Source organism: Leifsonia poae (genome assembly GCF_027921845.1).
GTDB classification, from domain to species: Bacteria; Actinomycetota; Actinomycetes; order Actinomycetales; family Microbacteriaceae; genus Leifsonia; species Leifsonia poae.
Map to the genome: position 1 here is coordinate 102820 of NZ_BSEN01000003.1, position 21425 is coordinate 124244.

Consider the following 21425-nt stretch of genomic DNA (forward strand, 5'->3'; position numbering starts at 1 on the left):
CCCTACGCGTCCTTCGGGAAGTGGGCGCGGATGCGGGGCAGGTTGGCCAGGATCGCCACCGGCAGCACGAGCGCGCCGCAGACGGCCTGCTCGATGCGCACCCAGTCGGGCAGGAAACCGGGGATCGACACGATGACGACGACCGCGATCACGACCACGGGGCTGATGATCCGGAGGCGGGTCAAGGAGTCGCGCGACCCTCGCGCGGCGCTCACCGCGATCAGCACCAGGACGACCGAGCTGGCGAGCACGAGGGAGCACCGGATCCAGATCGCGATGGCGACGGATGCGCCCGTCGCGTTCTGCACGATGAGCACGGCCTCCATGGCGAGACTGACCAGCAGGAAGGCGGTCAGCAGCACCAGGATCGGCCGGAAGGCGGCACGGCGCGCGGCATCGGCGGCGACGGAACGGGCGTGTGCGGGAGCGGATGTCTCTGTCATGCCTCCAGCGTCTCGAATGGGACCCGGCGCCGGATCGACCGTTCGGCCGGACTCCGTCACCGAACGGTGGAGTGGTGCCGGCACCCGTCCCGCGCAGAAGACGAGGCGGCGAGGGCTACCTCCGAGGCCGCCGTTGCGGCAGACTCGCACCGCAGGAGGACACGATGAGCGCGACGACCGACTTCTCAGCCCGGCTCAGGTCCGAGCTCCATCACCGGATCCGGCGGATGTCCGGCCGCGATCCGACGGAGCGCGGCAGATCGGTCACGCCGCTGGAGCTGCTCTACGACCTCACCTACGTGGTCGCGTTCGCCGCCGCATCCGATCAGCTCGCGGAGCAGCTCGCACGCGGCGACGTGTGGCGGGCGATCGGCGCGTTCGTGTTCGCGGTGTGGGCCGTGAGCTGGGCCTGGTTCAATTTCACCTGGTTCACCTCGGCGTACGGAACGGACGACGTCGTGTTCCGGCTCGCGACGATCGTGCAGATGATCGGCGTCATCGTGCTCACGTACGGACTTCCGGTGAGCTTCGAGTCGGCCGCCCATGGCGGGAGCCCGAACAACCTGCTGCTGGTGATCGGCTACATCATCATGCGGATCCCGCTCATCGCGCTCTGGGCGTCGGCCGCCGTGCAGGATCCACGTCATCGCAAGAGCTCTCTGGCCTACGTCTGGATCATCTCGATCGCGCAGGTGGGCTGGCTCCTCACCGCGATCCTGCCGCTGCCGACCGTGCCGACGGTGATCGCGCTGGTCGTGCTCGCGCTGGCCGAGATGACCGCACCGATCGCGGCGGCGCGACGGTTCGGCCACGCCCCCTGGAACGCCGGTCACATCGCCGAGCGGTTCGGGCTGCTGACCCTGATCACGATCGGCGAGGTCATCGCGGGCACCACGGCGGCGGTCGGCGCGCTCATCCAAGCGAAGGACTGGTCGCCCGAGGCGGTGATGATCGCGGCCTCCGGGCTCGTGATCGCCGCCGCGGTCTGGTGGACGTACTTCCTCGTGCCCTCGCGCACGGTGCTCGAGGAGCGTCCGGAGAGGCTGTTCGCGTGGCGCAACGCGCATTTTCCGCTGTTCGGCTCCATCGCTGCCATCGGCGCCGGTCTGCACCTGACGACGATCGCAGTTCAGCACGGCGGCGTCTCGCTGTTCGGGATCGCCCTGTCACTGACCGTTCCTCTGGCGATCACAGTCGTGCTCATCTTCCTGATCTGGTCGGTGCTGATGCGCTCGTTCGACCTGACGACGCACCTGCCCCTGCTGCTGGCGACACTCGCGCCGCTCTGCGCCGCGGTCGTCGTCGGACTGCTCGTGAATCCCGGCGAGCCGCTGGACCTCTCGCAACCGGGCGCCCTCACGGCGTTGAGCACCGTGATCGGTCTGGCGGCGCTGGGCGCCGTGGTCGAAGTCGTCGGGCACGAGCTCGTCGGCTACGAGCACACCCTGCGCGCCTGGGAGCGCTCGACGACCTGATACGACGGCGCACTGACCTGGTGAGCCGCCGCGGCGGCCGTGTCTGTGTGAAGCTGGGACGGCAGCCCGGATTCCACAGCCCGGATTCCACAGCGAGGGAGAGCCATGTCCGCCAGAACGTCGATCGTCATCGGCACCGGCGTCGCCGGTGCCGCCACCGCCTTCGGGCTGGCGCGGCGCGGCGTGACCGTCACCATGGTCGAGGCCGAGTTCGACGGCCGCGCGACGGCGGCCGGCGCCGGCATCATCCAGCCGTGGAGCTCGTCGGTCGACGGCGAGTTCTACCGGCTCTACGCGGCGGGCGCCGACTACTACGACGAGCTCATCCGGCGGCTGGCGGAGACCGGTGTTCACGACATCGGCTACCGACGCGCGGGCGCACTGGTGGTCAACCGGGACAGCGGAGTGCTGGACGACGTCGAAGCCCGCGTCGCCGCGCGCGCGGCCGATGCACCGGCGATGGGGACCGTCTCGCGCATCTCCGGCGAGCGCGCACGTGAACTCTTCCCGCCGCTGGGCCCCGATTTCGAGGCACTCCACATTGCCGGCGGTGCACGCGTCGACGGCCGCGCGCTCCGCGCAGGACTGCTCGCCGCGTCGCAATCGCTGGGCGCCGTCGTGGTGCCGGGCACCGCATCCCTCGTCTCGGCGCCACGGGGAGGCTGGGCCGTCGCGGTCGGAGATCGCGTCCTCGAAGCCGACTCGATCGTGGTCGCGGCCGGGGCGTGGACCGACCGCGTCATCGAGCCGCTCGGGCTGCGCATCGCGGTGGAGCCGCAGCGCGGGCAGATCACGCACCTGCGCGTCGGGACGGCGGACACCCGGTCCTGGCCCTCCGTCCATCCGGTCGCCAGCCACTACCTGGTGGCGTTCGACGACTCGCGCGTCGTCGTCGGCGCCACGCGCGAGACCGGCTCCGGATTCGACCCGCGCGTGACGGCGGACGGCCAACGGCAGATCCTCGAGAACGCCCTCTCGGTGGCGCCGGGCCTCGCGGACGCGACGCTCATCGAGACCCGGGTCGGACTGCGACCGCTCCCCAAGGGCGAGCTGCCCATCGTGGGTGCCCTCGAGGGTTTCGACGGGCTCTATGTCAACGCGGGCTTCGGCGCCGCGGGCCTGACCATGGGCCCCTTGGTCGGAGACCGGCTCGCGGCCGTCATCGACGGGGAGACCCCGCCACCGGCGGCCGGGCTGCTCGCGCCGGTCGCGGCGCACCGGTAGCCGCGGGCACGAGGGTCGGGGGCCCGCGATCCGCGGGCTAGACCACCAGCGACCGGATCGCCGTGGCGGCGGCGCCGCGTGCCCAGTCCTCGAAGGTGTGGGGGCGCACGACGATACGGCACCGGTCGGCCGACGCGAACACGTGCTCGGCATACGACCGGCGCAGCGGTTCCTCGATCAGATCGAAGTTCACCACGCCCTCACCGCCGATTATGACGAGTTCCGGACCGACCATGTTGACAAGGCTGGCGATGGCCGCACCGATCACGGTGCCCGCCTCGGCGAATGCCTGAGCGGCGACCGGGTCGCCGTCCCTGGCGAGCTCGACCGCCTCTTCGATGGAGACCTCACGCCCGAGGCCGGCCGATACGGTTGCCACGATCGCGGCCGTTGCAGCGACGGCCTCCACGCAGCCTCGGCGTCCGCAGGCGCAGATGCGGTCGGGCGAGGTCAGGGGCAGGTGGCCGATCTCTCCCGCGACCCCGTACGCACCCTCGACGACCTCACCATTCAGATGCAGGCCGCTTCCGATCCCGCGCCCGATCGTGACGATCGCGAAGGAGCTCGTACCCAGACCGACACCGAACCAGTGCTCGCCGATCGTGAGCGCCCGAACGTCGTTCTCGACCACGATGCGCTGCCCGAGCCGTTCGGCCAGCGCATCGCCGAGCTCGACGCCGCGCCAGTCCATCAGCGCGGAGTCGCGAACGACTCCCGACTCCATGTCCACGTCGCCGGACACAGCGACGCCGATGCACGCCAGACGCGACCTGAGTCCTCCGAGGCCGCTTCGAAGACGCCCGCAGATCTCCACAATGGCATCGATGACGGCCGCCGGGTCGTGCGAGGTCAGCCGCAGACGGTCGGAGGTGATGATGCGGGTGGTGAGGTCGGTGGCGACGCCGATGATCTCGTCGGCGTTCACCTTGACCCCCAGCGCCACCACGGCGTCGGGGACGACGGCGACCGGACTGACGGGTCTCCCCGGGAGCCCGGTGAGCGTCGGGTCGAGAGAGTCGTTGAGGAGACCGGCGGCGACGAGCGGCGTCACCGCCTTCGTCACGGCGGCCTGCGAGAGCCCCGTCAGTCGGGCGACGTCGATCCTGCTGATGGGGCTGCGGGTGAGGATCGTAGTGAACACGCGCGTGGCCGCGTCCGACGACGATCCGAGCAGCGCCGTCCGCGTCCGCGTCTCATCGTTCATGGTGCGCTCTCTCTGATCGGAATGAGGTCGGCGGGCGAGGGCGCACCCTCGCCCGCCGGTCTCGATCTGCTACTTCTTGGCGAGGATCTCTTTCGACTTCTCCTGCGCCGCCTTCAGGAAGGACGAATCGCCCTCCCCACTGAAGAATGCCTCAAACATCGGCTGCAGCGTGTCAACCAGCTCCTGTCCGTTCGCGGTCGGGGGCGCCGGGTACAGCTCGTCGTTCTTCAGCGCGTCGACGAAACTGGAGATGTCCACCCCATCGGCCTTCTGGGCGTCGACGGTCGACTGGAGGGCTGCCGCGATCGACGGCAGGAAGGTCGCGGTCTTGCCCGCGACAGTCTGGCATCCGACGGTGCCCATGTACGAGACCCACTTCCAGGTCTGGTCGACGTGCTTGGTTCCCACGAAGATGTTGTTGGCGTTGGAGTTGCTGATCATCCCGCGACCATCCGGGCCCTTCACCGTCGGCGCGATCCCGACCTTCAGGCCGGGCACCTTCGTGAGGGTCGTGGCGTTCCACGTCCCGTCCTGCGCCATCGCGACCTGTCCGGCGCCCATCTGCTCCGAGGAGGAGACGGTGAACTGGCCGAACTTCGGCATCAGGCCGCGGTCGCCGAGGGTGCGCACGTAGTCGAGGGTCTTCGCGAGGCGAGGGTCGTCGAAGGGCAGCTCCTTCGGCCACGCCTTGACGTCGCCGCCGAGCTTCCAGCCCAGGGTCGTGACGAACGGGTTCCAGGAGGTCTGGCCGTTGAAGTCCCCGGCGGCGAGCGTTCCGATGCCGTAGGTCTTGACCTTGGTCTTATCGAATCCGGCCTCGTCGCCGCGCTTGCCGTTCTTGTCGACGGTCAGGTGGGCGACGATCTTGTCGAACGTGCCGCCGTCGTCGGGATTCCAGGTCATGTTCTTGATGTCATCGTCGGTGTAGCCGGCGGCCTTGACCATGTCCTCGTTGAAGAAGATCGCCGCGCCCGCCCAGTCGAGCGGGATGCCGTACTGCTTGCCGTCGGTGTACTTCCAGGAGTCCACGCCGATGTTGAACGTGCTCAGGTCGAAGTCCGTCTTCTTGATCAGATCGTCGAGCGGCATGATCTGCTTCTGACCCGCGTACTGGCCGAGCAGGGGAACGCTGTTCTGAAACGCGTCCGGCGCGGTGCCCGAGACGAACCCGGCGGTGAGCTTGGTGAAGTAGTCGTTGACGTTGTACTGCGAGATCTTGACGTTGATGTTCGGGTTCTCCTTCTCGAACCCGGGGATGCAGAGCTTGTAGTTGGCCGCCTGGTGATCGTCCCAGGTCCACCAGTTGACGGTGACCTTCTCGCTCGAGGCGTTGTCGGACGAGCACGCCGCGAGGCCGACGGCCGAGAGTCCGGCCGCTGCCAGGCCTGCGATGATGCGGAGCTTTTTCATGAGTTCCTCACTGTGATTGCCCGGGCGCCTTCGTCGGTGCCGGGGGTGGATTGTTGTGGTGGGTTCGTGACGATGGCCTGTCTCCCTGCGGGGATCCGGACGTCGAAGTCTGCGCCGCCGTATCGCACGCGCACCTCACGCGGTGTCGTGTGCGGGTTGTGCAGCACGGCCTCGCCGAGGCGGCCGTCGGACCAGGTGATGTCGACAGCGATGGCGCCCCGGGCGTGGAGGCCCGTGACGTGGCCGCCCGGCCAGGCCGTCGGGAGGGCGGGGAGGAGGTGGATGCGCCCCTCGTGGCTCTGCAGCAGAAGCTCGGCGATGGCGGCGGGGAAACCGAGGTTGCCGTCGATCTGGAACGGAGGGTGGGTGCTGAACAGATTGGGGAGCAGCCCGCCCCATTCGGAGCCGTCGACCGGTCCGTGACGGCGGGCATCGCCGTCGTACGGCGTGAGCGCCTGCTGCAGCAGATCCGCGGCGATGTCGCCGTCACCGAGTCGGGCGCGCAGCGCGATCTTCCACGCCCACGACCATCCCATCGCCCCCGGCCCACGGGCGTCGAGGAAGCGACGGGCGGCCTCTGCGAGCTCCGGGGTGGCGTCGGGGGTGATGAGGTCGAGCGGGTGCAGGCCGATCAGCGGCGAGAGGTGCCGGTGACCCGGCTCGTAGTCGTCGACGTCGGCCGACCATTCGCGAAGCCGGCCGTCGCTGCCGACCCCGGGTGCGGGGATGGTCGCAAGGGCCGAGATGATCTCTCCGCGGAGCGGGTCGCCGGCGTCGACGGTGTCGATCGCCTTCAGTGCACGCTGGAGGAGCGCGCCGATCAGTTCGAGGTCCATCGTGGCGGTGAGTCCGAGAGCCCGGGCGCGGCCGTCCTCATCGCGATACATGTTCTCCGGCGAGGTGGACGGCGCCACGTAGGCGGTGCCGTCCGGCCCGACCTGGAGCCAGTCGAGGCAGAACTCGGTCGCCCCGCGCAGCAACGGCCAGATCCGGTCGCGCAGGAGAGCGGTGTCACTGGTGAACTCGTACTGGTCCCACAGGGAGTGGGAGAGCCAGACGCCTCCCATCATCCAGATCGCCCAGCTCGGCGCTCCGTGGCCCATGCCGACCGGCAGGCTCCATCCCCACAGATCGCTGTTGTGGTGCGCGACCCAGCCGCGCGAACCGTAAAGCTCGCGTGCGACGTCGCGGCCAGTGCACGCGATGCGCTCGACGAGAGCGAGGAGCGGCTCCGCCTGGGACGAGAGGCCGAGCGGGCCCGTCGCCCAGTAGTTCATCTGAGCGTTGATGTTGATCGTGTAGTTCGACGACCACGCCGGTCGCAGCTCGCCGTTCCAGATGCCCTGGAGGTTCGCGGCCGGGCCCCCTGCGTGCGACGAGGACGTCAGCAGGTAGCGGCCGTACTCGGCGGCGATCGTGGCCCGCAATGCGTCGTCGGCACCGCGCAGGATGTCGGCGTCCACATCCCAGCGGCCCTCTCGCCGGCCACCGATCGCGAACCGCGCCGCCGCAGGACGACGCAGCGAGGCGTCGTCGACGACCGGGGACGCACTCTCGGCGAGCGCATCGAGCGCGCCGAGCGCCCGACCCCGTGCGCGGTTCCGGATCGTCTCGTGGGAGACGCTCCGCCACTCGTCGTCCGCGCCGGCCCACCACGACTCAGCGCGGGTCGACGACGAGAGGGCGATCAGCAGCTTGCTGGCATTCCGGATCGTCAGACCGGAGTCGTCCGCCACCGTCGTGCCATCGCTCCGCACCGCCAGAGCGGCGGATGCGAAGCCGTCGTAGGTCCCGTCCCCCGGATCCGCGTAGCGCAGCGCCGGGACGACGGACGGTTCGTGAAGCGGCGCCCCGTCGATGGGGACGGCGATGTCGAGTGCCAAAGTCGCGTCCGCGACCTGCCGCCCGAGCTCCCGCAGAGGTGTCGACAGGCGCACCTGCACCTCAGCGATCGGAACGTCGCTGTCGATGGCGATGATCAGCGTGCGGTCGACGATCCTGGATACCCGCGTGACACGCGCTCCGCCGACGCTGAGCTGCTCCTCGACCACCGCGCGGTCGATATCCAGTACCCGCGCCGGCTCCCCGGCGGCCGGCACGGCGCCATCGATTCCGACGAAGAGATCGACGAACGGCAGGAACTCCTGCGAGTAGCGCCCTTCGAACGCCATCAGCAGCGCCTCGGCACGGTCGAGGTCTCCTGTCGCGAGTGCATCGCGCACCGCCTGCAGACGCTCTGGCCCGGCTCCTTCAGCCAACACGCGCCGCAGCTCGTCGGCGGGGGTGTCCGGTGCTCCCGACCACACCGTGGCGTCGTTCACCTGGTAACGGCCGCCTGCGCCGCCGAACACCATGGCGCCGAGCAGTCCGTCGCCGATGGGGACGGCTTCCTCCCAGTGCTCCGCCGGGTCGCGCCACGCGAGCTGAAGGGTGTCGATAGTCATTTCAGCCCCGAGAATCCGATCGAGTTCACGATGCGCTTGCCGAACACCATGAAGAGGATGAGCATCGGCAGCGCCGCAACAAGGGTGGCGGCCATCAGACCTGCCCAGTCGGGCTGTGTCTGCGGCGACGACTGCTTGAACACGGCAAGGCCGAGGGTCAGCGGCTGCACCGTGGAATCGGTGGTGACCAGCAGCGGCCAGAAGTAGTCGTTCCAGATCCCGATGAATCCCAGGATCGAGAGGGTGATGATCGGTCCGCTGGTCATCGGCAGCGTCAGCCGGAACAGCACGCGGAGCTTGCCGGCACCGTCGATCAGCGCGGCCTCCTCGATCTCCGTCGAGAGTCCGAGCATGAACTGACGCAGGAAGAAGATGTTGAAAGCGGAGAAGAGAGCACCGGGCAGGATCATCCCGGCGAAGGTGTTGAGCAGCCCGAGCTCCTTGATGAGCACGAAGTTCGGGAGCAGGGTCAGGATGCCGGGGACCATGAGGGCAGCGAGGAACACCGAGAACACGACCTCGCGGCCCCGCCATTCGAGGCGGGAGAACGCATACGCGGCGATCAGGGAGAAGAACACGATCAGCGCGGTCGAGATCGTCGCGTAGATGATCGAGTTCACCAGATAGTGGAGGATCTGCACTGTCGCACCGGAACCGCCTTGCGCGATCGACTCCTGCGAGTCCTCGAGACCGAGAACGCGCAGGAACGGTCCGAAGGTGAAACCGACGGGCAGGGGTGACGACGGGTTGGCGATCATCGCGTAATTGTTCGACAGGGCCGAACGGAGCATCCAGTAGAACGGGAAGATCGTGATGAGCACGATCACGATCAGGTAGATCCACGCGACGGAGCGGCCGGCGGTGATCGTGCGGTGCCGGCGACGCGGCGCGCGGGCCGCGACGGTGGGGGCAGGGGCGGCAGGGGCGGTGGTTGTTGCGGTCATCAGGCGTTGTCCGATTCGCTCGCGCGCAGCAGTCGCATCTGCACGAAGGTGATCACGATGAGGATGGCGAAGAGGGCCAGTGACATCGCGGACGCGTATCCGAAGTCGAACTGGCCGAAGGCCTTCTGGTAGATGTACATCTGCAGCACGTTGGAGGCGTGAGCGGGTCCGCCCTTGGTCGCGACCGAGACGATGTCGAAGACCTGGAACGCACCGATCACATTGAGCACCACCACGAGGGCCAGGATCGGCCGGAGGAGCGGCAGCGTGAGACGGAAGAACATCTTCGGCTCGCTGGCCCCGTCGATCCTGCCCGCCTCGTAGATCGACGGCGGGATGGTCTGCATCCCGGCGAAGATGATGATCGAGGTGTAGCCCATGTTCTTCCACACATGGATCAGCGCCAGTGACGGGATCGCCCACTCGCGGGAGGTGAGGAAGCGGATACCGTCACCGCCGATGGCCTGCACGAGCTGGTTGACGATGCCGAGCTGGGCGTCGAGCATCCATGACCACACCGTCGCGGCGACGACACCGGAGATGAGGAACGGGAGGATGATCAGACCTCGCAGGACGGTGGAGTTGGTCACCCGGTGCAGCACGGCGGCCGTGAGGATCGACACGACGAGGGTGAGCGCCACGGCGATGAGCACGAAGTAGATCGTGATCCCGAGCGATTGCCAGAACGTGTCGTCGTGGAACAGATCGATGAAGTTCTGCACGCCGATCCACGTCGGAGCGCTCAGCAGCCGGTAGTCCGTGAAGCTCAGGTAGATGCCGCGGAGCGTGGGGTAGAGCGCGAAGACGAGGAAGCCGATCATCGCCGGAGCGATCAGGATCCAGGCCAGTCGGGCGTCTCCGCGGTGAGAGGGCGCTGACGCGTTCACCGAACGACGCGGGCGTCGCCGTGACGCGCCTGTCGTCGTCGTCTCGATTGCGGTTGGGACGTTGGAGATCGTCATTGGTCTTCCTTCTCAGGGGTTGCAAGACACACAGTAGGCATGGTTAATTGACACTGTCAAGTAACTCCATCCGCTAGGAGCACCTTCATGGTCGACGGCTACGGCGCCGTTCTCTCACTGCGCGCAGCAGGCACGTCCTTCGTCATCGACACGGCGGGACGCGTGCCGCGGGTGCTGCACTGGGGGGCGGACATCGGCCCCCTCGACGAGGTCGCCGCGGCCGCTCTACGGGATACAGCGGGCCCCGCCGTGCTGAACAATTCGCCCGACATCCCCCGGGCGTTCAGCCTGTGGCCCACCGAGTTCGAAGGGTGGGCGGGCACCCCGGCCCAGGAGGGCCACGCCGCCGGTTCGGCGACGACACCGCGGCCGCGCACGGTGGCCGTACGCCATCGCCAGGACGGCCGGGCCGGCGAGGACGGCGGTGTGATCGAGATCGACCTGGTCGACGACATCACGGCGCTGCGTTCGACCATGTCGCTCGCACTCGACCGGTTCGGCGTGCTCGCCGTCGACGTGTCCCTGGTGCGGGACACGTCCCTCTCCCCGCACGCGACCGCCATCGCGTACACCCTCGACGCGCTCCGCGTGCTCCTCCCGCTCCCCGAACGGGCCGTCGACATCCTCGACTTCACCGGCAAGTGGTGCCGCGAGCGCGCCCCTCAGCGTGGGCCGGTGTTCTTCGGAAGCCACGTGCGCCGGGCCCGGCGCGGGAAGCCGGGCCACGACGCTCCGTTCCTCGTCGTGGCCGGCACGGAGGACCTCGGCTTCGGCCGGGGCGAGGCCTGGGCGACGCACCTCGCATGGAGCGGCGACGCCGAGTACGTCGTCGAGAAGCTGACCGAGGGCGCCGGTACGTTCTCCTCCGTCCTCGGAGTCGGCGAGGGCCTTCGGCCCGGGGAGATGGCGCTCGAGGACGGCGACCGCTACGCCGCGCCGACGGCCCTGTTCGTCTGGTCGGGCGACGGCCTCGACGGGATCGCGGCGCGGCTGCACCAACGCTTGCGTGCGCGTCCGACACACCCGTCCTCTCCCCGCCCCCTGACGCTGAACTCGTGGGAGGCCGTCTACTTCGACCACGACCTGGAGCGGCTGACCTCGCTCGTCGAGCGGGCCTCCCGCGTGGGTGTGGAGCGCATCGTGCTCGACGACGGGTGGTTCCACGGCCGCCGCGACGCGAATGCCGGGCTCGGCGACTGGTTCGTCGACCGGTCCATCTGGCCCGACGGCCTCTCGCCGCTGGTCGAGGTCGTCCGCTCCCACGACATGGAGTTCGGCATCTGGTTCGAGCCGGAGATGATCAGCCTCGACTCGGACCTCGCCAGGGCCCACCCGGAGTGGGTGCTCGGGCCTCAGCACGCGCTCGGCGCGACCGCACGGGATCAGTACGTTCTCGACCTGACCCGCCCCGACGCGTACGCCCACGTGCTCGAGCAGATCAGCGCGATCGTCGGGGAGTACGACGTCGACTACATCAAGTGGGACCACAACCGCGACCTCTCCGAGCCGGTGAGCGGGCGCGCGGGAATCGACCGCCCGGTCGTCCACGAGCAGACGCTCGCGCTGTACCGGATGCTGGACACCCTGCGCGCGCGGCATCCGGGCCTCGAGATCGAGACATGCTCCGGGGGCGGAGGGCGCGTCGATCTGGGGATCCTCGACCGCACCGACCGCGTCTGGGCGTCGGACTGCAACGACCCGGTGGAACGTCTGCAGATCGAGCGCTGGACCAGGATGCTCGTGCCTCCGGAACTCATCGGCTCACACCTCGGGGCGGAGCGCTCGCACACGACCTCCCGTCACACCGACCTTGCGTTCCGGCTGATCGTCGCGCTCACGGCCCATGCGGGCATCGAGTGGGACCTGCAGGAGGCCGACGACGGCCAGCTCGCGCAGATCGCGCGCTGGGGGGCCGCCTATCGCGAGCTGCGCGGGCTGATGCACACCGGTCGCGTCGTGAACGCCGACCTCGCCGACGAGGCGACGGTTCTCACCGGCATCGTCGGCGCCGATGGGAGCAGGTCGATCTTCACGTGGGCACGGCTCGCCACCTCGGCCCCCGGGCAGTCCGGGCGGGTGCGCTTCCCCGGTCTCGACGCAGCGTCGCAGTACGCCGTGCGGATCCGTGACGACTTCGGGCCCGCCAGCCGCCACCAGAGCGCCGATCCCGCGTGGATCGTCGCGGCTACTCGGGCCGACGGCGTCATTCTTCCCGGAGCGGTGCTCGCCATGGCCGGCGTCCCGATGCCCACCCTCAACCCGCAGCAGGCGATGCTGTTCGACCTCGTGCGGGTGCCCTGATGCGCTCGCACGCCGCCGGACCGGCCCGCTCCTCAGACGGCCCACCGCACTAACCGCTCCGGCGCACCGACGCGCCAGGGGCTCTTCAGAGAGGAAGATCGCATGACACGCCATACACGCACGCGAGGTGGTCTCACAGCCATGGTCGCGGCGATCGCGGCACTGGGGCTCGCTGTCGCCGCAGCCGCCCCGGCGGGCGCGACGCCGATGGATCGCGCCACGCCGTCCCCGACCAGCACGGTGACCCGACCGCCAGCCGTTGCTCCTGCTCCCGATTCCTGGGCGATGACGCCCTATATGGGTTGGAGCAGCTACAGCATGCAGGTCTACAGCGGGAATCCGAAGTGGATCACCGCCGACCAGATCGTCGCTCAGTCCGACGCGATGCACGCCAAGCTGCAGAAGGCCGGCTACGACTACATCAACGTCGACTCCGGCTGGACCGACCACGTCGACGCCAACGGGCGGCCGGCTCCGAGCGACGCGCTCTACCCGCAGGGCCTGAAGGCGGTCATCGATCACGTCCACGCGAACGGGCAGAAGTTCGGGCTCTACCTCATCCCGGGCATCTCACCGGATGTCTACAACAAGGCCTACCCGATCGAGGGCGCGCCCGGCTGCACCACGAAGAGCATCGTGAAGCAGCCGTTGCAGCAAGCCGATTACTGGAAGATCGGCTACCGCATCGACTTCGGCAACCCGTGCGCGCAGAAGTACGTCGACTCGGTCGTCGACCAGCTCGCCGCGTGGGGCGTGAACTTCCTCAAGTTTGACAGCGTGACCCCGGGCTCGGGTGTCAGCGACCTCTCTCTCGACGCGCGCGACGACGTCGCCGCCTGGTCGAAGGCCCTCAAGAAGCACGGAATTTGGTTCGAGCTGTCGTGGGCGCTCGACATCAACTACGCCGACACGTGGAAGCAGTACGCGAACGGCTGGCGCGTCGAATGGGACGTCGAGTGCTACTGCGCCGGTGTGGCGCTGACCCAGTGGGACAACATCGCGCGACTCTTCCCACGGGCGGCGGACTGGTGGCGCTATGCCGGCCCCGGCGGCTGGAACGATTTCGATTCGCTCGACGTCGGCAACGGCAGCATGGACGGACTCACCCGCGACGAGCGACGCACCGCGACCACGCTGTGGGCGATCTCGGCGGCTCCGATGTACGTCGGCAACGATCTGACCAAGCTGGATCAGTTCGGCGTCGACCTGCTCACCAACCGCGAGGTCGTCGCGGTCAACCAGGCGGGGACGCCGGCACAGCCGGTCTCCACATCGACCGACAAGCAGGTCTGGTACGCACCGAACGCCGACGGCAGCTACACGGTCGCGCTGTTCAACCTCGGCCGCACCGACGCGGACATCACGGCGAACTGGTCCGATCTCGGACTGAATGGCGCGGCGACCGTCCGCGACCTGTGGGCGGGCAAGGACCTCGGACGCTTCGACGCGCAGTTCACGGGCCGTTCGATCCCGATCCATGGCGTCCGCCTGCTCAGGGTGACCCCGCAGAAGAACTCGACGGTCGCGCTCAACGATGACGCGCAACGCGTGACGTACTCCGGAACGTGGAAGCGCAACGGTGGTCTCGAGGATCCGGCGACGGCTCAGCCGCTGCAGGTGGCGGTGGGCGATTCGTCGACCGGTCCGGTTCCGACGCCGCCCGCCTCTGGCCGTGTCGTCGCTGTGAACGACGGCGATGCCGGCATCTCCTACAGCGGCGGGTGGGGTCAGAGCGGCGGCCGCGGTTTCGGCGACTACAAAGACGACGTGCATTACGCCGAGACCGATGGCTCGTCGTTCCAGTACACCTTCTCGGGGACGGGCATCGACTACGTGACCGAGCTGGACGAGTCGCAGGGCGATGTGGACGTGTATCTCGACGGCCAGTTGCAGAAGACGGTGAGCACGGGTCGCGACGCGGGTCAGCCACGTCTCGTGCAGCAGGCGGTGTGGAGTGTCAGCGGACTGTCGAACGGCTCGCACACGCTGCGCGTCGTGAAGAAGTCGGGTGGTTACATGTTGCTGGACAAGCTCGATGTGACGCTGGCGAGCCTGCTGAAGCCGGACACCGCCGTGTTCGACAAGGCGAAGCCCGCCGATGTGTCGGTCGGCCTCCTGCGCGACGGCGGCGAGCTCGCCGGCATCACCCGCGACGGCACGGCGCTGAAGCGGGGCACCGACTACGTCGTGTCCGGCTCCACCGTGACGATCCGCGCGGGGTATCTCGCCGGGCTGGCTGCGGGAACCGCGTCGCTCAGCTTCGCTTTCGGTGGCGACGCGCATGACGACGTCCACGCGACGACGAAGAACGGCGACTCGGTCAGCCTCACCTTCCGCGGCACCGGCATCTCCTGGATCGGCCCGACCGCGCCCGATCAGGGCACGGCCGGCGTCTCGCTGGATGGCAAGCTGGTGAAGTCCGTGAACGTGCACTCGGATGCGCGCCGCACGGGCCAGACCCTGTTCAGCGTGGACGGGCTGCGCGACGGAGAGCACCGCATCACTGTCACGAAGGCGTCGGGAGACGTTCTCCGGCACGACCTGTTCCAGTACACCGTGAAGAAGTAGCCGAGGAGTTCCATGTCCCATCGCACCCGATTCGTCTTCGTCGGCGACTCGATCACCGACTGCGGCCGCGATCGGGGCGACTCCGCGTCGCTCGGCGATGGCTACGTCCGCATCCTCGCGGACGCCATCGCCGAGCGCGCTGGAGGGGCGGACGTGCGCAACGTCGGCGTCTCCGGCGATCGAGCGATCGACCTGGAGGCCCGCTGGGCGACCGACGTCGTGGCCGCCCACCCGGACGTGCTCACCGTCTACGTCGGAGTCAACGACATGTGGCGCCGCTTCGACAGCGACGACCCCACGTCGCCCGAGGCCTTCCAGGCGACCCTGCTCCGACTCCTCGACACCCTGCCTGCTCCCCTGCCCCGCCTCCTGATCATTGAGCCCTTCTTCCTGCCGTCCACGCCCGCACACCGCGAGTGGATCGACGACCTCGACGGCAAGCGCGCGGTGCTCCGCCGAGTTGCCGACCAGTACGGGGCGACGTTCGTTCCGCTGCACGACCGCCTGACCGCCGCTGCGGCCGAGAGCGGCATCGCCGCCATCGCCCCGGACGGCGTGCACCCGAGCCCCGCCGGCCACGCCCTGATCGCCGAAGCGTGGCTGGAGGCGTTCGGAGCGACCGATCCGGATGCGCGGGCGTCCTGACCGATGAACCCGCTGCACCCCGAGGCCCCGGTGGGTCACGAACCCCTGCCGACACCGGACGACTATCGGGACTTCTGGGCGGCCGCGATGGAGGATGCACGCCGGTTCCCGCTCGCGACCGGCATCGAACCGATCGACACGAGGCTGACGATGATCGACGTGTTCGACGTCACCTTCCGGGGCTCGAACGGCCGGGCGGTGAGCGGTTGGCTGAGGCTACCGCGCCACCGCCCCGGCCCCCTCCCTGCCGTCGTTCACGCGAACGGCTACGGTGCCGGCAGGCTGGCGCCGATCGACGACCTCACCTGGTCGGCGGCCGGCTTCGCTCACCTCGTGGTGAACACCCACGGTCAGGGCGGCGGCAGCGCCGGGCACCTGCTCGAGAGCATCGACGACGCTGAGAACTCCTACTACCGAGGGGTCTTCGTGGATGTCGCACGGGCCGTCGACGCCGTCCGCGGCCTGGCCGAGGTCGACCCATCGCGCGTGGCGATGATCGGCAACAGCCAGGGCGGAGGCATCGCCCTGGGCGTCGGAGCCCTCGTGCCGGACCTCGTCGCCGTCCTCGCCCAGGCCCCCTTCCTGACGGACGCACCCGAGGCCGTTCGGCGCGCGGCGCAGGGGCCCTGGACCGAGCTGCGCGGCTACCTCCGCGAGCATCCCGACCGCGCCACCGCCGTCGCGCGCACGCTCTCCTACGTCGACGGGGTCACCTCCGCCCGCCACGCGACGGCGCCGGGCTGGATGTCGGCGGGCCTCGACGACGACATCTGCCCTCCGCAGACCACCCGCGCGGCGGCCGCGGCGTACGCGGCACCGCTCGTTTTCCGCGAATGGCCGGATGCCGGCCACGAGGCCGGCGGCGCCGCCGACCGGGAGGCAGCCCTCGCGGTGCTCACGCAGCGCTTCGCCTAGAAGATCAGCACGCCCGCGAGATAGCTGACCCCGAGCGTCCCGACGCCGACCGTGAGCGACCGCCCGATCGTGCGGAGAACCGTCGTGCGCCCGCTGCGCGCGCTCACGATCGAGGTCAGGATCAGCGAGACGATCACGGCGAGCAGCACCGCCCACGCCTCGAGCCGTCCCGGCACCAGGATCGTGATCAGCAGCGGGACCAGCGCGCCCAGCACGAAAGCGACACCCGCGGTGACCCCCGACCAGATCGGCGCCGCCCTCGACATCACCTCGCGGATGCCGTGCTCGGTCTCGAGCTGCGCGCCCAGCGCATCCGCCGCCGTCAGCTGTTCGGCCACCTGACGTGCGAGCTCGGCTGTCAGCCCTTTTCGCTCGTAGTACCCGGCCAGTTCGACGACCTCATCCTCCGGACTGAGCGCGAGCTGCGCGGCCTCCTCCCGCGCGACCCTGAGCTGGGCCTCACGCTCGGCGGCCTCCTCCGACCACTTCGCGCCGCCCAGGCTGAGTCCGCCGGCCACGGTCGCCACGATCGCGGCTGTCAGGAGTGTCGCGTCGTTCGCCCCGGCCCCCGCGAAACCCTCGAGCACACCGGCCGTCGCGATGATGCCGTCGTTGGCGTCCACGGTCCACGAACGCAGGGATGCCGCATCCGTCACTGCATCGCGGAACCGGATGAGCAGGCTGGCCATGCGCCATGTTCTCACGACCGTGCGCTGCGAACGTCCGCTCAGCCCGGGGCGGACGCCGATTCAGCGCGGCGACCGGAGCCCGGTCGGCAGCGCGTAGTCGGGAACGCTGTCATCGGTGGCGAACATGTCGGTCATCTTCATCATCGCGGCGAAGGCGAGCCGATTCGAGAACGTGAAGTCCCGCATCCGGATGCGCGCCCGCGACGGCGGAGCGAGGAACGGTCCCGCGTTGCCGGACCGCGCGATCTTCGTCGGCTTCAGCATGCGCCGGTTGTAACCGGCGAAGGCGGCCCGATGGTCGCCGCCTGCGGCCGCGAGCTCTCCGGCGAGGATGTACGCGCCGACCAGGGCGAGCCCGGTGCCGAACCCGCCCAGGGTGTTGGCGTACCCGGCGTCGCCCACGAGGGCGACGCGTCCGGAGGTGAACGCGGTCATCGTGGTCCTCGCCAGCGCGTCGAGGTAGAACTCGTCGCTGGCGAGCGCGGCGGTGAGAAGCTCGGGCACCCGCCAGCCGGCATGCTCGAACCCGCGGGCGAGAAAACGCTTCTGGGAGTCGACGTCGTGGCGGTCGTAATCGCCGTTCTTCGCTGCGAACACGAACAACTGCGGTGCCTTCGAGCCTCCGAGAATCGCCAGCCGGCCCGGCTCGTTGTAGGCGTACCCGACCTGCCGTCCGCTCGGCAGCACCATCTCGAGGTCGCTCGGCACGGTGGCGCCCGCCACCGCGTAGTAGTGGCCGAGCGGCTTCACGAACTCCACCTCCGGCCCGAACGCCAGGCGGCGCACGCCCGAGTGCACGCCGTCCGCCCCGAGCACGAGATCGAAGGTCTCCGACGCGCGATCCACGAACGACGCCTCGACTCCGCGACCGGTATCGGTCAACTCCGTGATGCGGTCGCCGAAGACGTAGTCGCACGCCGCAGCGCTGTGCTTGTGCAGGATGCCGGCCAGATCGCCTCGCAGGATCTCGATGTCGCCGCCGATGAACTCGCCGGGCATCACGGCTCTGACCCTGTCTTCGTCGTCGACGATGCGCAGATCGGTCTTGGGTGTCTGCGCGGCGACGATGTCGTCCCAGATCCCCATGCGCTCCAAGACCAAGCGGTGAGTGCGCCCCTTGAAGTCGACGGCCTGGCCGCCTGGCCTCAGCGAGGGCGCCTGCTCGACGACGGTCACGTCGTATCCGAGCCTGCTCAGCCAGAGTGCCGCGGCCGGTCCGGCGATGCTCGCACCGGAGATGAGTACCTTCTTCGACGTCATGAGACGCCCCTTCCTTCGTAATTGCGTCCGATGGACACAAATTAGCGTATGGTAGACACAGTTTCAAGTCCCTGCGTCGAAAGGAGCCTTCGGTGGCTGCCAACCGGACACTTCTCTGGCCCACCGAGCGCAGCACGAAGCGCGGACCGAAACCGAAGATGACCCTGGAGCGCATCGTCGACGCCGCGATCGGTGTCGCCGACAGCGACGGCCTTGCCGCCGTCTCCATGCAACGGGTCGCGGACGAGCTGGGCGCGACCAAGATGTCGCTGTACCGCTACGTGCCGGGAAAATCCGACCTGACCGCCTTGATGCTGGACACGAAGATGGGCCCCGCCCCCGTGCCGCCTGCGCGTGCGACAGCGCCTGCGAACACGGAGTGGCGCGAAGGCCTCGCCGCCTGGACGGTGGAGCTGCACCGTCGGCTCGCAGACGCACCATGGGCACTGGAACTGTCCGTCGGCGCCCGCGTGATCGGGCCGAACGAGCTGTCGTGGATGGAGCTCGGCCTCACCGCCCTTTCCGGCACGCCACTGAACGGCGCCGAGCAGCTGGATGTGCTCGCCTTGCTCAGCGGGCACGTGCGCAGCATCGTCCAGCAGCAGACCGCGAACGGCGAGACGGAACGAGCGACCGCGCTCCTAATGTCCTCGATCATCGATGAGCATGCCGCGCGCTTCCCGCACGTGGCGAAGGCATTCGACAGCGCGTCCTCCGCAGGCGACCGCGACAATGCACTGGCGTTCGGAACCGACCGCATCCTCGACGGGATCCAGACCCTCATCGATGTCCGCACCGCCTCGTCGAGGCCGTGATCGACGCAGAGCCGGATGACTCCCGATCGCCCGCCTGACGAGGCCTTTCGATGGCGGTCGGTGCGCGCCTAGAGTTGGTCGTGCACGGGAAGAAGCAAACCCACTTTCGGGAGAGGAACGCTCCGTGAACAGAAGAGAGCGACGCGAGCAGGAAGCCACAGCGGAGGCGCACGCGCAGGCCGAAGCGGCGACGGCAGCGACCGAGACGGACGACACGTCCATCGACGCAGACGAGTCCCTCGAGTCCGAGGAAGAACCGGACTAGAGCCCGAGCGTCGTCAGTCGACGTCCGTGGCCCGCAATCCGGCGAGCAGCAATCGCACCATCCGCTCAGCCTGGCCCGGATTCTCACCGGATGGTCCGCCACCGTGGCAGAGGTTGGCGACCGCGCCGAGGAACTCGGTCGCCTCGACATCCTGAACGATGTCCCCGGATTCGGTCGCCGCAGCGAGCAGGCGCTGGAGCGTGGGCGCGAGACGCGTCGCGAAGTACTCGGCGAGCGGCTCGTACGCCGCGTCACCCGAGTGCAGCGCAGCGGCGAGACCGCGCTTCGTCGCGACGAACTGCATGTAGCGCATGATCCAGTGGTCGAGCGCCTCGCCGGGAGGATACGTGGCCTCGATCTCGGTCGCAGCGTCGACGCAGGCGTCGATCTCGCGTCGGAACACCGCCGAGATGAGATCGGACCGGAGCGGGTAGTGCCGGTAGAGCGTGCCGACCCCGACGCCGGCACGCTCAGCGATCGATCGAACGGGGGCGTCCACGCCGGCCTCGGCGAACACCGCCTTCGCGGCCTCCAGCAGGGCGTCGGCGTTGTGTCGCGCGTCCGCACGCATCGGGCGCTGTCGGTGATCCGCCACGATTCCGGCGGTACTCGCTGCGGTTGGCACGCACCATCTCCTTGCATCCGGAACGCTGTTCCGTATAGAGTCGGGAACTAAGCGGAACGCCGCTCCGGTAACTCGCCGGTGCACCCCAACTCATCCGGAGTGATGTTCCACTTCGCTCGATCCTAGGTCACTCCCGTGACCGTGTCACGGTGACAATCACAAGGAGCAGACACCATGCAATACCGCACACTCGGCCGCACCGGCATCCAGGTGACCCCGTACGCTCTCGGCGCGATGATGCTCGGATCGCTGGGAAACCCCGACCGGCAGCAGGGAATCGCCATCATCCATCGGGCCCTCGACGCGGGCATCAACTTCGTCGACACCGCCGACCGGTACGGGGACTCCGAGGAGGTCGTCGGCGAAGCACTCAAGGGTCGTCGCGACGAGGTCGTTCTGGCCACGAAGTTCTGGGGACCCGTCGACGACGACATCAACCATCGCGGCGCATCCCGTCGCTGGATCATGGAGGCGGTCGAGCGTTCGCTCCGCCGCCTGCAGACGGACCACATCGACCTCTATCAACTGCACCGGCCCGACCCGGAGACCGACATCGACGAGACCCTCTCCGCGCTCACCGATCTCGTTCGCCAGGGCAAAGTCCGCGCGATCGGCTCGTCGTCGATGCGGGGGTCGGAGATCGTCGAGGCGCAGTGGATGTCCGAGCGCCGAGGGTTCGAGCGGTTCCGCACCGAGCAGCCGAACTACTCGATCCTCGACCGCGAGATCGAGCGCGAGATCCTCCCCGTGGCCGAACGCTACGGGATGGGCACGCTCGTCTACAGCCCGCTCGCGGGCGGCACCCTGACCGGGCGATACCGGGCGGGCGCGGACAACGACAACTTCCGCTCCGCGAGAACCGGGATGCGCCACTTCCGGGATGAGCGCCGACTGGCGGTCGTCGAGGAACTCATCGCGCTTTCCGACGAAGTCGGCGTGAAGCTGACGCACCTCGCCATGGCGTTCGTCATCGCTCACCCGGGCGTCACCTCCGCGATCGCCGGCCCGCGCACGATGGAGCAGCTGGAGGACACCCTCGCCGGAGTCGACGTCGCGCTCTCGGACGAGGTGCTCGACCGCATCGACGCGATCGTGCCGCCCGGCGAGAGCATCGGCGCGATGGACATGGTCTACCGCGGCCCCGAGGTCGGCGACCCGAGCGCGCGCCGGCGGCCGGAGACGCAGCGTTCGGCCGCGTAGCCGCACGCTTTCTCCGCTATAGTGAGGCACTCTCAC

At 68.9% G+C, this 21425-nt stretch carries 18 protein-coding genes; 9 read left to right on the forward strand and 9 right to left on the reverse strand.

Annotated features, from left to right (window positions below):
• Positions 1–2: 2 nt before the first annotated feature.
• Positions 3–443, reverse strand: coding sequence for a hypothetical protein (locus tag PKE84_RS04165; protein ID WP_271175955.1), 441 nt, complete (start codon positions 441–443; stop codon positions 3–5).
• Positions 444–607: 164 nt separating this feature from the next.
• Between PKE84_RS04165 and PKE84_RS04170 the strand changes: the two genes are divergently transcribed.
• Positions 608–1918 (forward strand): low temperature requirement protein A, encoded by a 1311-nt coding sequence (locus PKE84_RS04170; RefSeq protein ID WP_271175956.1) that lies wholly within the window; start codon positions 608–610, stop codon positions 1916–1918.
• A 105-nt stretch (positions 1919–2023) separates the two neighbouring features.
• Positions 2024–3142: an NAD(P)/FAD-dependent oxidoreductase gene (locus PKE84_RS04175; RefSeq protein ID WP_271175957.1), complete on the forward strand. Its 1119-nt coding sequence runs from the start codon at positions 2024–2026 to the stop codon at positions 3140–3142.
• A gap of 37 nt (positions 3143–3179) precedes the next feature.
• Here PKE84_RS04175 and PKE84_RS04180 read toward each other — a convergent pair whose 3' ends face one another.
• The 5 genes from PKE84_RS04180 to PKE84_RS04200 form a co-directional block, all read right to left on the reverse strand.
• Positions 3180–4346, reverse strand: a complete 1167-nt coding sequence (locus PKE84_RS04180) for an ROK family protein (RefSeq protein WP_271175958.1) — start codon at positions 4344–4346, stop codon at positions 3180–3182.
• A 69-nt stretch (positions 4347–4415) separates the two neighbouring features.
• Positions 4416–5756: an ABC transporter substrate-binding protein gene (locus tag PKE84_RS04185; RefSeq protein WP_271175959.1), complete on the reverse strand. Its 1341-nt coding sequence runs from the start codon at positions 5754–5756 to the stop codon at positions 4416–4418.
• Positions 5753–8200: a glycosyl hydrolase family 95 catalytic domain-containing protein gene (locus tag PKE84_RS04190; RefSeq protein ID WP_271175960.1), complete on the reverse strand. Its 2448-nt coding sequence runs from the start codon at positions 8198–8200 to the stop codon at positions 5753–5755. Before PKE84_RS04190 ends, PKE84_RS04185 begins: the two co-directional genes overlap by 4 nt.
• Positions 8197–9144 (reverse strand): carbohydrate ABC transporter permease, encoded by a 948-nt coding sequence (locus tag PKE84_RS04195; protein WP_271175961.1) that lies wholly within the window; start codon positions 9142–9144, stop codon positions 8197–8199. The genes PKE84_RS04190 and PKE84_RS04195 overlap by 4 nt, the downstream gene beginning before the upstream one ends.
• Positions 9144–10106: a carbohydrate ABC transporter permease gene (locus tag PKE84_RS04200; RefSeq protein ID WP_271175962.1), complete on the reverse strand. Its 963-nt coding sequence runs from the start codon at positions 10104–10106 to the stop codon at positions 9144–9146. Before PKE84_RS04200 ends, PKE84_RS04195 begins: the two co-directional genes overlap by 1 nt.
• A gap of 87 nt (positions 10107–10193) precedes the next feature.
• Between PKE84_RS04200 and PKE84_RS04205 the strand changes: the two genes are divergently transcribed.
• From PKE84_RS04205 to PKE84_RS04220, 4 genes are all read left to right on the forward strand, one after another.
• A complete protein-coding gene (locus PKE84_RS04205) occupies positions 10194–12407 on the forward strand; it encodes an alpha-galactosidase (protein ID WP_271175963.1) in 2214 nt (737 codons plus the stop codon).
• A gap of 102 nt (positions 12408–12509) precedes the next feature.
• Positions 12510–14975 (forward strand): X2-like carbohydrate binding domain-containing protein, encoded by a 2466-nt coding sequence (locus PKE84_RS04210; RefSeq protein WP_271175964.1) that lies wholly within the window; start codon positions 12510–12512, stop codon positions 14973–14975.
• 12 nt (positions 14976–14987) lie between these two features.
• The gene (locus PKE84_RS04215) at positions 14988–15620 is read left to right on the forward strand and encodes an SGNH/GDSL hydrolase family protein (protein WP_271175965.1); all 633 of its coding nucleotides are present in this window, start codon (positions 14988–14990) and stop codon (positions 15618–15620) included.
• Positions 15621–15650: 30 nt separating this feature from the next.
• Positions 15651–16535, forward strand: coding sequence for an acetylxylan esterase (locus PKE84_RS04220; protein ID WP_271175966.1), 885 nt, complete (start codon positions 15651–15653; stop codon positions 16533–16535).
• Here PKE84_RS04220 and PKE84_RS04225 read toward each other — a convergent pair.
• Positions 16532–17224: a VIT1/CCC1 transporter family protein gene (locus PKE84_RS04225; RefSeq protein ID WP_271175967.1), complete on the reverse strand. Its 693-nt coding sequence runs from the start codon at positions 17222–17224 to the stop codon at positions 16532–16534. The genes PKE84_RS04220 and PKE84_RS04225 overlap by 4 nt on opposite strands.
• Before the next feature lie 60 nt (positions 17225–17284).
• Positions 17285–18484 (reverse strand): FAD-dependent monooxygenase, encoded by a 1200-nt coding sequence (locus PKE84_RS04230; protein WP_271175968.1) that lies wholly within the window; start codon positions 18482–18484, stop codon positions 17285–17287.
• A gap of 92 nt (positions 18485–18576) precedes the next feature.
• On the opposite strand from PKE84_RS04230, the gene PKE84_RS04235 reads away from it, so the two are divergent.
• Together PKE84_RS04235 and PKE84_RS04240 are read left to right on the forward strand one after the other, a co-directional pair.
• Positions 18577–19299 (forward strand): TetR/AcrR family transcriptional regulator, encoded by a 723-nt coding sequence (locus PKE84_RS04235; RefSeq protein ID WP_271175969.1) that lies wholly within the window; start codon positions 18577–18579, stop codon positions 19297–19299.
• Between the two features lie 124 nt (positions 19300–19423).
• Positions 19424–19564, forward strand: coding sequence for a hypothetical protein (locus PKE84_RS04240; RefSeq protein WP_271175970.1), 141 nt, complete (start codon positions 19424–19426; stop codon positions 19562–19564).
• Between the two features lie 13 nt (positions 19565–19577).
• Here the strand turns inward: PKE84_RS04240 and PKE84_RS04245 are convergent, their stop codons facing one another.
• Positions 19578–20189 carry a TetR/AcrR family transcriptional regulator gene (locus PKE84_RS04245; protein WP_271175971.1) on the reverse strand — a complete coding sequence of 204 codons (612 nt, stop codon included), beginning with the start codon at positions 20187–20189 and terminating at the stop codon, positions 19578–19580.
• A 174-nt stretch (positions 20190–20363) separates the two neighbouring features.
• On the opposite strand from PKE84_RS04245, the gene PKE84_RS04250 reads away from it, so the two are divergent.
• Positions 20364–21389 carry an aldo/keto reductase gene (locus PKE84_RS04250; protein WP_271175972.1) on the forward strand — a complete coding sequence of 342 codons (1026 nt, stop codon included), beginning with the start codon at positions 20364–20366 and terminating at the stop codon, positions 21387–21389.
• Positions 21390–21425: the final 36 nt, after the last annotated feature.

Excerpts from the sequence above, each read along its gene's own strand:
- PKE84_RS04230 (WP_271175968.1), bottom strand. The coding sequence starts at position 18,484 with ATGACGTCGAAGAAGGTACTCATCTCCGGTGCGAGCATCGCCGGACCG.
- PKE84_RS04210 (WP_271175964.1), top strand. The coding sequence starts at position 12,510 with ATGACACGCCATACACGCACGCGAGGTGGTCTCACAGCCATGGTCGCG.
- PKE84_RS04190 (WP_271175960.1), bottom strand. The coding sequence starts at position 8,200 with ATGACTATCGACACCCTTCAGCTCGCGTGGCGCGACCCGGCGGAGCAC.
- PKE84_RS04185 (WP_271175959.1), bottom strand. The coding sequence starts at position 5,756 with ATGAAAAAGCTCCGCATCATCGCAGGCCTGGCAGCGGCCGGACTCTCG.
- PKE84_RS04195 (WP_271175961.1), bottom strand. The coding sequence starts at position 9,144 with ATGACCGCAACAACCACCGCCCCTGCCGCCCCTGCCCCCACCGTCGCG.
- PKE84_RS04225 (WP_271175967.1), bottom strand. The coding sequence starts at position 17,224 with ATGGCCAGCCTGCTCATCCGGTTCCGCGATGCAGTGACGGATGCGGCA.
- PKE84_RS04170 (WP_271175956.1), top strand. The coding sequence starts at position 608 with ATGAGCGCGACGACCGACTTCTCAGCCCGGCTCAGGTCCGAGCTCCAT.
- PKE84_RS04250 (WP_271175972.1), top strand. The coding sequence starts at position 20,364 with ATGCAATACCGCACACTCGGCCGCACCGGCATCCAGGTGACCCCGTAC.
- PKE84_RS04215 (WP_271175965.1), top strand. The coding sequence starts at position 14,988 with ATGTCCCATCGCACCCGATTCGTCTTCGTCGGCGACTCGATCACCGAC.
- PKE84_RS04200 (WP_271175962.1), bottom strand. The coding sequence starts at position 10,106 with ATGACGATCTCCAACGTCCCAACCGCAATCGAGACGACGACGACAGGC.
- PKE84_RS04180 (WP_271175958.1), bottom strand. The coding sequence starts at position 4,346 with ATGAACGATGAGACGCGGACGCGGACGGCGCTGCTCGGATCGTCGTCG.
- PKE84_RS04175 (WP_271175957.1), top strand. The coding sequence starts at position 2,024 with ATGTCCGCCAGAACGTCGATCGTCATCGGCACCGGCGTCGCCGGTGCC.
- PKE84_RS04205 (WP_271175963.1), top strand. The coding sequence starts at position 10,194 with ATGGTCGACGGCTACGGCGCCGTTCTCTCACTGCGCGCAGCAGGCACG.
- PKE84_RS04165 (WP_271175955.1), bottom strand. The coding sequence starts at position 443 with ATGACAGAGACATCCGCTCCCGCACACGCCCGTTCCGTCGCCGCCGAT.